This is a genomic window from Shinella yambaruensis, assembly GCF_022899355.1.
Classification (GTDB): domain Bacteria; phylum Pseudomonadota; class Alphaproteobacteria; order Rhizobiales; family Rhizobiaceae; genus Shinella; species Shinella yambaruensis.
On the sequence record NZ_JALJCK010000019.1, the window covers coordinates 59,634 to 70,194 of the forward strand.

5 protein-coding genes are annotated in these 10,561 nt (G+C 70.3%); all 5 read left to right on the forward strand.

What is annotated here, in order from left to right; translation table 11 throughout:
• Window positions 1-10: 10 nt before the first annotated feature.
• From MUU56_RS29875 to MUU56_RS29895, 5 genes are read left to right on the forward strand one after another with little or no spacing between them, the layout of a single operon-like run.
• Window positions 11-4,036: a non-ribosomal peptide synthetase gene (locus MUU56_RS29875; RefSeq protein ID WP_245081986.1), complete on the forward strand. Its 4,026-nt coding sequence runs from the start codon at window positions 11-13 to the stop codon at window positions 4,034-4,036.
• Window positions 4,033-7,335: a non-ribosomal peptide synthetase gene (locus tag MUU56_RS29880; RefSeq protein ID WP_245081988.1), complete on the forward strand. Its 3,303-nt coding sequence runs from the start codon at window positions 4,033-4,035 to the stop codon at window positions 7,333-7,335. Before MUU56_RS29875 ends, MUU56_RS29880 begins: the two co-directional genes overlap by 4 nt.
• Window positions 7,335-8,552 carry an isochorismate synthase gene (locus tag MUU56_RS29885; protein WP_245081990.1) on the forward strand — a complete coding sequence of 406 codons (1,218 nt, stop codon included), beginning with the start codon at window positions 7,335-7,337 and terminating at the stop codon, window positions 8,550-8,552. The genes MUU56_RS29880 and MUU56_RS29885 overlap by 1 nt, the downstream gene beginning before the upstream one ends.
• Window positions 8,553-8,555: 3 nt before the next feature.
• Window positions 8,556-10,208 carry a (2,3-dihydroxybenzoyl)adenylate synthase gene (locus MUU56_RS29890; RefSeq protein WP_245081992.1) on the forward strand — a complete coding sequence of 551 codons (1,653 nt, stop codon included), beginning with the start codon at window positions 8,556-8,558 and terminating at the stop codon, window positions 10,206-10,208.
• Window positions 10,209-10,211: 3 nt separating this feature from the next.
• On the forward strand, window positions 10,212-10,559 hold the full coding sequence (locus tag MUU56_RS29895; RefSeq protein ID WP_245081994.1) for an isochorismate lyase: 348 nt from the start codon (window positions 10,212-10,214) through the stop codon (window positions 10,557-10,559).
• The last annotated feature ends 2 nt before the right edge of the window (window positions 10,560-10,561 follow it).

The window sequence follows — 10,561 nt, forward strand, 5'->3', positions numbered from 1 at the left end:
ACGGAACGTCATGTCGAGCAGCAGCACAGCCCTCTCCTTCGATCCGGCGCTTCTGAGCCGGCTCCTCGGCGTCGAAGCAGGCGCGGCACCGCCACAGCAGCGCACGGAGGACATTCAAACGCCCTTCCCGCTGACGGAGATCCAGCGCGGCTACCTGCTCGGCCGCGATTCGTCGCTGCCGCTCGGCGGCGCGGCCTGCCAGTTCTACTACGAGCTGGATTGCGAGACGCTCGACATCGCGCGCTACCGGGCGGCATGGGGCATCGTGATGGCGCGCCACCCGATGCTGCGCGCCCGCATCCTCGACGCGACGCGCCAGGAGATCGCCGAAACCATGCCGGAGCTGGAGATCGTCGTGCGCGATCTGAGCGACGACGAGGCGCGGGACGCGACGATCGACGCCATTCGCCGGCGCCTCGCGCGCGCCCTTCCGGCGCAGGACCGCTGGCCGATGATCGATGTGGAGCTCAGTCTCCTGCCGGCCGGCCGCGTGCGTGTCCATCTGCGCTTCGACCTCCTGATTGCCGACCAGCAGAGCATCCTCATCCTTCTCGACGAAGTAGCCCGCTTCTACCGCGATCCGGACCTTCACCTGCCCACGCCCGACATCACCTTCCGCGACTGCGTGCTCAGCGAGCCGGACGAGGCCGATCTCACCCGCGCCCGCCGCTATTGGCGGGAGCGCGCAGAAAGTCTGCCGGATGCGCCGGCCCTGCCGGTGATCGCGCCCCCGAACGAGGCCGGCACGCCGGTCTACGACCGCCTCTCGCACACCGTCGACAAAACGCGGTGGGACCGTCTCAAGGCCACGGCGGCGACGCTCGGCGTCACGCCCTCGACCACGCTGCTCTCGCTGTTCGGCGAAGCGCTCTGCGCCTTCGCGGCCGACCCGCATTTCTGCCTCAACATGACGCTCTTCAACCGGCCGCCGATCCACCCGGATGTCGATCGCGTGGTCGGCGATTTCACCACCAACATGCTGTTCGAGGCCGATCTCCGGCAGGCCGAGACCCGACGCGCCCGCTTTACCCGGCTCCAGGCGCTGCTCTGGCGCGACATGGAGCACAGCCTGGTCAGCGGCACGGCCGTCACCCGCGAAATGGCCGTGGCGCGTGGCCATCTCGACCGCCCCCTGATGCCCGTCGTCTTCACCAGCACGCTGACGCAGAACGACACGCGCCTCTATTCCGACGCCGCCGCCCAGCCGGGTGAGCCGGTGCTGGCCCTTTCCCAGACGCCGCAGGTCATGCTCGACAACCAGGTGATGGAATGGTCCGGCGCGCTGACGATCAACTGGGACATCGCCGTCAACGTGCTGGACATCGCCGTCGCCCGACCGCTCTTCGACCGCTTCGTCACTCTCGTCGAAGCCGTCGCCGCCGATCCGGCCATGCTGGAGGAGACGGTGGGCGGACGCGCCGACCCGTCCGAAGCGCTGATCGCCCCGGCGATCGTATCGGAAGCCGAGCGGCGCGAACGGCTCGCCGACCTGTGGCTGCGCGCCCTGCCGGACGCGATGGAGCGACCCGCGATCGCCACGTCGGGCATTGTGCTGACCCATGGGGCGCTCGCCCGGCAGGTGGCGGGAATCGCAAACGCCCTCGTTGTCGCCGGCGTCCGCCGCGGCGAGACGGTGGCGATCCGCCTCGAAAAATCGCCGGAACAGATCGCCGCCTGCCTCGCCGTCGCGCTCGTCGGCGGCGTCTATGTGCCGCTGGACACGGCTCAGCCGCTCGCCCGCCAGGCCCGCATCCTCGAAGATCTCACACCGGCCGCCATGCTGGAGCGCGGCGCGACTCCCGACGCCCTTGCAACCGGCGCGCCGGCCGCGACGATCGACCTTTCCCGTCTTGGCGAAGGCGACCCCGCGCTGTTGCATCACCTCGCCGGTGCGCAGCCGGATGATCCCGCCTACATCATCTATACGTCCGGCTCGACCGGAAACCCCAAGGGCGTGACGGTGACGCATGCGGCGGCCGTGAACACGATCGCGGATGTCAGCCGGCGCTTCGGCATCGGCGGCGCGGATTGCGTGCTCGGCCTTTCGCAGCTTCACTTCGACCTCTCGGTCTACGACATTTTCGGCGTGCTCGGCGCCGGCGGTACGCTCGTCCTGCCCAATCCCGCCGAACAGCAGAACCCCGCCCATTGGCACGCGCTCGCGACCCGCCATGGCGTGACGCTCTGGAACAGCGTTCCCGGGCTCTTTTCGCTCTATGTCGACTATCACGAGGTCGCAGGCATCGCGCCGCCGCCGGCGCTGAAGACGGTGATGCTGAGCGGCGACTGGATCGGCCTCGACCTGCCGGGCCGCGCCCGCCGGCTCTGGCCGGAGGCCGCACAATACAGCCTCGGCGGCGCGACGGAGGCGGCGATCTGGTCGATCTTCCATGCCATCGACGAGGTCGATCCGGCCTGGACGAGCATCCCCTACGGCCGGGCGCTCGGCCGCCAGCAGGTCTTCGTCCTCGACGACGACCTCGCCATCGCGCCGATCGGCCATACCGGCGATCTCTACATCGCCGGCGACGGGCTCGCGCTCGGCTATCTCAACGATGCGGAAAAGACGGCCGCGCACTTCTTCCCCCATCCGCGCACGGGCCTCGCCCTCTACCGGACGGGTGACCTCGGCGCCTATGACCCTGACGGCGCGATCATCTTCCAGGGACGCGCCGACACGCAGGTGAAGATCAACGGTTTTCGCGTAGAGCCCGGCGAGGTGGCGCGCGCCCTGCAGCGGCATGCGGATGTCGAGGAGGCGCAGGTGCTCGCCGTGGGCGATCCGCGCCGGCCGCGGCTCGTCGCCTTCTTCCGGCCGGCCCGGGCAGGAGTCGGGGAAGCAGGGCTTGCGGCCCACCTCACCCAGGAATTGCCCGCCTACATGGTTCCCGCCGCGTTCAAGGCCGTCGATGCCTGGCCGCTTACGCCGAACGGCAAGCTCGATCGCAAGGCGCTCCTCGCCCTCGTGACGCAAGAGCCTGCCGCCACTCCTTCACGGCATCCACCGTCATCGGGCGCGGAGGTCGAGCGGGCGGTGCTGGAGATGGTCGCCGCGATCCTCCAGCGCCCCGACGTCTCGCTCGACGACAATCTGGTCCATCTCGGGGCCTCGTCGCTCGAACTGATCGCACTCGCCAACCGCATCGAGGCCTTCGCCGGCGCGCGCCCGCCCCTGACGGACCTCGCCCGCGCCGTGCGCCTGCCGGACCTCGTCGCCCTAGTGCAGGCGCTGGCGCCGCAAGGGGCGGCGCAGCCCGCCGAGCTCGTCGCCGGAGCCGCGGCCTTGCGCGCCCACCTTTCCCGCAACCCGGTTCTCACCGACCCGGTCGCCCGTCGCCTTTTCAAGAGCCGCCCCCGCCCGGTTGCCGCCGCCGAAGCACCGGTCTTCCTGTCCGGGGCAGCCGAGCCGCCCGCCGCGGCGGCACGACGCAGCTGGCGCGATTTCATCGACCGTCCGCTGACGACCGACGAGCTTTCCGCCCTGCTCGCCCCGCTTCGCCGCCACTACAGGGATGGCGAGGAGCGCCGGCTCTACGCCTCGGCCGGCGGGCTCTATCCCGTCGAAACCTATCTTGCCGTTCCGCCGGGCGGGATCGAGGACCTCGCGCCGGGCGGCTATCGCTACGACCCGCAGGCGCACGCCCTATCGCCCTGCACGGCGCCGGACGGTTTTACGGACCTCGCGCTGCTCAGCTCCGGAAGCCGCGAGACGCTGGCCGCAAGCCGCCTCATCCTCTGCTTCGTGCTGTCGCTGGACGCCATCGCGCCGCTCTACGACGCCGCGAGCCTCGGCTTCGGGCTCATCGAATGCGGGGCGATGTGCCAGGCGCTCGAACAGCAGGCCGTCGGCCGGCCGTTCGGCCTTTGCCAGATCGGCGACCTGCCGCTCGACGAGATGGGCCGCCGCTTCGCCCTCTCGCCGGACCATGTCTGCCTGCATGCCATGGCCGCCGGCGCGCTGGAGCCGCAGGCGCGCGAACACTGGCTTTCCGCGACGACCGCCTATGTCCAGGACATGACGGAGGGCACGCTATGAGCCTCACGCAGCTTCTCGACGAGCTCGAACGCCACCGCATCCACCTCTGGGTCGAGGAGGGCCAGCTGCGCTTTCGCGCGCCCGCCGGCGCGATGACCGCCACCCTCAAGGCGAAGGTCGCGGAACAGAAGCAGGCGCTGCTCCAGCGGCTGTCGAACGCCGCCGGCGCAGAGGCCGATCGCTTCGCGCCCTTCCCGCAGACGCCGATCCAGCAGGCCTATCTCGTCGGCCGCACCGGCGCGCTCGACCTCGGCGGCGTCTCCGCCAACAGCTATCTCGAATTCGAGCACGACGCCGTCGACTTCAGCCATGCCGACGCCTGCCTCAACGCGGTGATCGCGCGCCATGACATGCTGCGCACCGTGCTCCTGCCGGACGGCCTGCAAACCGTGCTCGAAAGCGTGCCCGACTACACCGTGCCCGTCACGGACCTGCGCGCCCTGCCGGCGGAGGAGCAGGACCGCCGCCTTGCCGCGCTGCGCGAGGAGATCGGCGAACGGGTGCGCGATCCCTTCGCCTGGCCGCTCTTCGAGCTGCACTGGGTGCGCATCGACGGCGGCCTGCGGCTTCTCTCCTGCGTCGATCTCATCGCGCTCGACGCCTGGAGCAGCCAGCTCTTCCACCGGGAATGGTTCGCGCTGATCGACGGCGAGACGCTTGCACCCCCGCCCGCCATCCGCTTCCGCAACTGCGTGCTCTGCGGCGAGGATGCCGCGCGGAAAGCGGCCTCCCGGGACTATTGGAGCCGCGAACTGGACCTTCTGCCGCCCGCGCCCTCCCTTCCCGCCAGCCGGTCCGGCGGCCGCCCGGGCCGTTTCCGCCGCCGCGCCGGCCATCTCGACCAGGCCCGCTGGAGCGCCCTGAAGGTGGCGTGCAAGGGCCTGGGCGTCACGCCCACCGGCCTTCTCGCCACGCTCTTCGCCAATGTGCTCTCCACCTGGAGCCGCAACGAGGACGTGGCCCTCAACGTCACGCTGTTCAACCGGCCGCCGATCCATCCGGATATCCGGCATGTGCTCGGCGAGTTCACCAACACGACGCTGCTCGGTTTTGCGGATATGGACGCCTCCCTCGCCGACCAGGTCCGCGCGACGCAGCAGCGGCTTCTGGAACGGCTGGAGCACAGCGCGGTCTCGGGCGTCGATCTCCTGCGCGACCTCGCCCGGCGGCGGCAGGATTATTCCGGTTCGCTCATGCCCGTCGTCTTCACCAGCCTTCTGATCGGCGAGGAGACGGACGGCGCGAAGGACGGGCGGTGGCGGCAGGTCGCCGGCATCAGCCAGACGCCCCAGGTCGCCCTCGACCACCAGCTCTACGAGGAACGCGGCGGCCTCAGCTTCAACTGGGACATCGCCGAAGCCGCCCTCGACCTCGACGCGGCCACGGCCGCCTTCGAGCGCTATGTCGAAACCATCGTCGCGCTCGCCGACGATCCGGACCGGTGGAACCGCGCCGTCTCGCGCCGGCTCCCCGCCGGCCAGGCCGCCACGCGCGCCGCCCTCCATCACCCGCCCGCAATTCCGCTCGATGGCGGCCTCGATATCTCCGCGCCCTTCTGGGAGGGGCTCGAAACCCATTGGGACCGCGATGCGCTGCTGTGGAGCGGCGGACGCATGACCTACGGCGCGCTCGCCGCCCGGGCGGCGGATCTCGCCCGCCGGCTGCGCGAAGCCGGCGCCGGGCCGGGCGACCGCGTCGCCGTCCGGTTGCCCAAGGGGCCGCTGCAGGTCGTCGCCGTTCTGGCGATCCATCACGCGGGAGCGGTCTACGTGCCGGTCACGCCGGATCTGCCGCCCGCTCGGGCAGAGGCCATGCTGCGGCAGGTCGCGCCCGTCGCCCGGATTCTCGATGCCGACGACGGGGCGGCGAACACGATCGTCGTCAGCCTCGACGACCCGGTTCCGGAGCTTTCGCCCGCCCGGGCGCCGGAGGGACGGGCAAAGGCCGACAGCAGGCGGGCAGCCTATGTCATCTTCACCTCCGGCTCGACCGGCGTGCCCAAGGGCGTCACCATGTCCCACGGCGCGGTCGCCAACACGTTGGACGACATGGCGCGCCGCTTCGGCATGACCCCGCGGGACCGCGTCTTCGCGCTCTCCTCGCTCAGCTTCGACCTTTCGGTCTACGACATCTTCGCGCCGCTTTCCGCGGGCGCGGCCGTCGTGCTGCCGGATGCCGGCGCGGAGCGCGACCCGGCGCACTGGAGCGCCATGCTCTCCCAGCATGGTGTCACCATCTGGAATTCCGTGCCGATGCTGCTGGACATGCTGCTCGTCTGGTCCGCCAGCATGGCGGCCCCCCTGCCATCCTCGCTCCGCCTCGCGCTCGTCAGCGGCGACTGGGTGCCGCTCGATCTGCCCGGCCGGCTTTCCGCCGCCGCGCCGGAAACGCGGCTGATCGCGCTCGGCGGGGCGACCGAGGCCGCCATCTGGTCGAACTGGCAGGAAGCCGGCACCGTCGCACCGGAGTGGAAATCGGTGCCCTACGGCCGACCCCTCGCGAACCAGTATTTTCGCGTGCTCGACCGCTACGGCGCCGATCGCCCGGATCGCGTCGCGGGCCAGCTGCATATCGGCGGGCATGGCCTCGCCGACGACTATTGGGGCGACGGAGAAAAAACAGCCGCCGCCTTCGTCACCGCCGTCGACACGGGCGAACGCCTTTACCGAACGGGCGATCTCGGCTGCTTCTGGGAGGATGGAACGCTGGAATTCCTCGGGCGCGAGGACGGCCAGGTCAAGATCGGCGGACATCGCGTCGAACTCGGCGACGTCACCCACGCGCTCGAAAGCCACCCGGATGTGGCGCGTGCCGTCGCGCTGGTGCAGGAGACCGCCGGCGGCCGGCAGATCGTCGCCCATGTCGCGGCGCGGGCCGGAAGCGCGCTTGCCGAGGCAGCGCTGCGGGAAAATTGCCGCGCGCTGCTGCCGGCCTACATGGTCCCCGCCCGCTTCGGCGTCCATGCGGCCCTGCCGCTCTCGGCCAACGGCAAGATCGACCCGAAGGCGCTGCCCGCCTTCTCCAGCCAGAAGCCGAAAGCCGCCACGGCCGCTACGAGCCCCGTGCGAAAAATCCTCGAAGCGGTGATCGGCCGCCGGGGGCTTCCCGCCGACGTCAACTTCTTCGAACTCGGGGCCACGTCGATCCGGCTCGTCGAGGCGCATGCGCGGCTTCGCCGGGAGCTCGGCGTCGACCTGCCGGTGACCGACCTCTTCGTACACACGACGATCGCCGCGCTGGAAGCCCACATGACCACCCTTCCCCCGCTTTCCGAGAGCGCCGCCACGGAGACCGCCTGATGCAACACACACCCGCCGCCCGCATCGCGGCAGACGCCGCCCTCGCCGAAACGCTGCCCGCGGCCGGCCTTCACGGCCGGACCGTCTACGTTTCGCCGACCACCAGAATGATCGGCCACGGCATCGCGCTCAGCGCGCGGCCCGCCGGCGACGATCTGCGCGAGACGGTCGCGCGCCTGCTCGCGACCGCCCGGAGCGAAGGTTTTCCGCCGGTCGTCGTCGGCGCGATCCCCTTCGATACGCAATCGCCCGCCAGCCTCTACGTGCCGGAACGCCTGGAGCGGCCGGGCCGGCCTGTTCCGCTCGCCGCGACGCCGGGCGCGGGCGACGCGCCCGCGATCGTCGACGTCCGCCAGACCCCTTCGCCCTCCGGCTACCGGGATGCGGTGACCCGCGGCCTTGCCCGCATCCGCCGGACGGACCTGAAGAAGCTGGTGCTCGCCCGCCGTCTCGAACTGGAGCTCGACGCGGCGCCGGACCTTGCCGGCCTGCTGGCGACGCTGATGCGGCGCCATCCGGCGAGCTTCGTATACGGCGTGCCGCTCGACGCCGGCAACGGCGAGGACGCGGGCGTGCTGCTGGGCGCCAGTCCCGAGCTGCTGGTGCGCAAGGCCGGCGACCGGGTTTTCGCCAATCCGCTCGCCGGCACGATCGCCGCCGATCCGGACCGGCTACGCAACGCCCGCAACATCGCCCGCCTGCTCGCCTCCGCGAAGGACCGCCAGGAGCACGCCTATACCAGCCGCGCCGTCGGCGACACGCTCCGCCCCTTCTGCAGGAGCCTCGACGTTCCCGAAACCCCGAGCGTGCTCGCCGCCGGTCCCGTCAATCACCTCTCCACCGTCATCACCGGCGAACTCGCCTCGCCCGGCGTGACCGCGCTCGACCTCGCCCTTGCGCTCCATCCGACGCCGGCCGTGGGCGGCGCGCCGACGGCCGACGCGCTGGCGGCCATCGCGGATATCGAGGGGTTCGATCGCGGCCTCTATGCCGGCATGGTCGGCTGGTGCGACGAGAACGGCGACGGCGAATGGGCCGTGACGCTCCGCTGCGCGGAAATCCGCGGCCGCCGCGTCCGCCTCTTCGCCGGCGCCGGCATCGTCGAGGGCTCGGACCCGGAGGCGGAATACCGGGAAACCGAAACCAAGTTGAAAACCATGCTCCAGGCCCTCGGCCTGGAACCGTCCGCCGCCGGAAAGGCGCGGGCAGAAAGGTAGACCATGCTCCAGGAAACGGCCCAGGATCTTTCGGTGGACGCGCCGACCTGGCCGGAAACGTTTCGCGCACGCTATGTTCGCGAGGGTTTCTGGCAGGCGGAAACCTTTTCCGGCATGCTCGACCGCATCGCCGACCGCCATGCCGGCAAGACCGCCCTGATCGAGAGCGGCCGGCATGTCACCTACGAAGACCTTCGACGCCGCGCGGGCGCGCTTGCGGCCGGCCTTCGCCGCCTCGGCCTTCAAAAAGGTGACCGCGCCGTCGTGCAGATGCCGAACGGCGTCGCCTTCGTCGAAGTCGTCTTCGCGCTCCTGCGCCTCGGCGTCGTTCCGGTTCTGGCGCTGCCCTCTCACCGCCATATCGAGATCGGCCGCTTCCTCGACTTCACCGAGGCCCGCGCCTACTTCATCGCCGACCGCGCCGGCGGCTTCGACTACCGGGCGCTCGCCCGCGAGCTGCTGCCGGGCCTGCCGGCGCTCCGCCATGTGATCGTCGACGGCGAGGCCGAAGCCTTCACCGCGCTTTCCGGGCTCGTCGAGGACGCCGGTATCGATGACGCCGCCCAGCCCGAGGATGTCGCGGTCTTCCAGATTTCCGGCGGCACGACCGGCGTGCCGAAGCTCATCCCGCGCCGGCACAACGAATATCTCTACAACATCCGCACCGCCGCCGCCGCAAGCGGCATGGCGGAGGACACCGTCTATCTCTGCGCGTTGCCCGTCGCCCACAATTTCCCCTTCGCCTGCCCCGGCATCATGGGAACCTTCGTCAGCGGCGGAACCGTCGTCATCGCCCCCGATCCCGACCCGAGGACGGCCTTTGCCCTCATCGAGGCGCATGGCGTGACGATCACTTCGCTCGTGCCGCCCCTCGCCCTGCTCTGGATGGAGGCTGCCGGTGCGCCTGACGCCGACATATCGAGCCTCAGAACCCTGCAGGTGGGCGGCGCGAAACTCAGCGAGGAAGCCGCGCGGCGCGTGCGCCCGCGCCTCGGCTGCGGCCTTCAGCAGGTCTTCGGCATGGCGGAGGGCCTGATCTGCTATACCGGCCTTGACGACGACGAGGAGACGATCGTCACCACCCAGGGCAGGCCCATGTCGCCGGCGGATGAAATCCGCGTGGTCGATGCCGAGGGCCGGGACGTCGCGCCCGGCGAGCCGGGCGAGCTCCTGACGCGCGGGCCCTACACGATCCGCGGCTACTACAAGATCCCCGAGCACAATGAGAAAGCCTTCACGCCGGATGGTTTCTACCGCACCGGCGACATCGTGCGCCTGACGCCCGCCGGCTATCTCGTGCTCTCCGGCCGCGAGAAGGACCAGATCAACCGGGGTGGCGAGAAACTCTCGCCCGAGGAAGTGGAGAACCTGCTGCTCGCCCATGGGGACGTGCACGACGCGGCCGTCGTCGGCCTGCCGGACGAAACGCTCGGCGAACGCATCTGCGCCTTCGTGATCCCCCGGACCGGCGGGCTGAAACCGCTCGCCCTCATCCGGCATCTGAAGGCGCGCGGCCTCGCCGCGTTCAAGATGCCCGACCAGTTCGTCTTCATCGAGCGCTTCCCTGAGACCGGGGTCGGCAAGGTGAGCAAGAAGGACCTGCGCGAACGGTTGAAGCAGCTTCACCTTTCCGCCGGCCTCGACAACGGAGATTGACGCGTGCCTTCAGCGAAAGACCTCGGCATCCGGGCCGAAACGCCCGCCGATTGCCAAGACCTCGGCGACATCCGCCAGGCGATCGACACGATCGACCGCGCGCTCGTCGACCTGTTCGGCCTGCGCATGGGATACGTATTGGAGGCGGCCCGCTTCAAGCCTGACGTCGCCAGCATACCGGCGCCCGAGCGCGTTGCGGCCATGCTGCCCGAACGGCGGCGCTGGGCGGAGGAAAACGGGCTCGACCCGGATTTCATCGTGCCGCTCTTCAGCCAGATCATCCAGTGGTTCATTCAACAGCAGATCCATCATTGGGAACAGAAGAACGCGCCCCGGCGCGAGGCGGAGTAGGA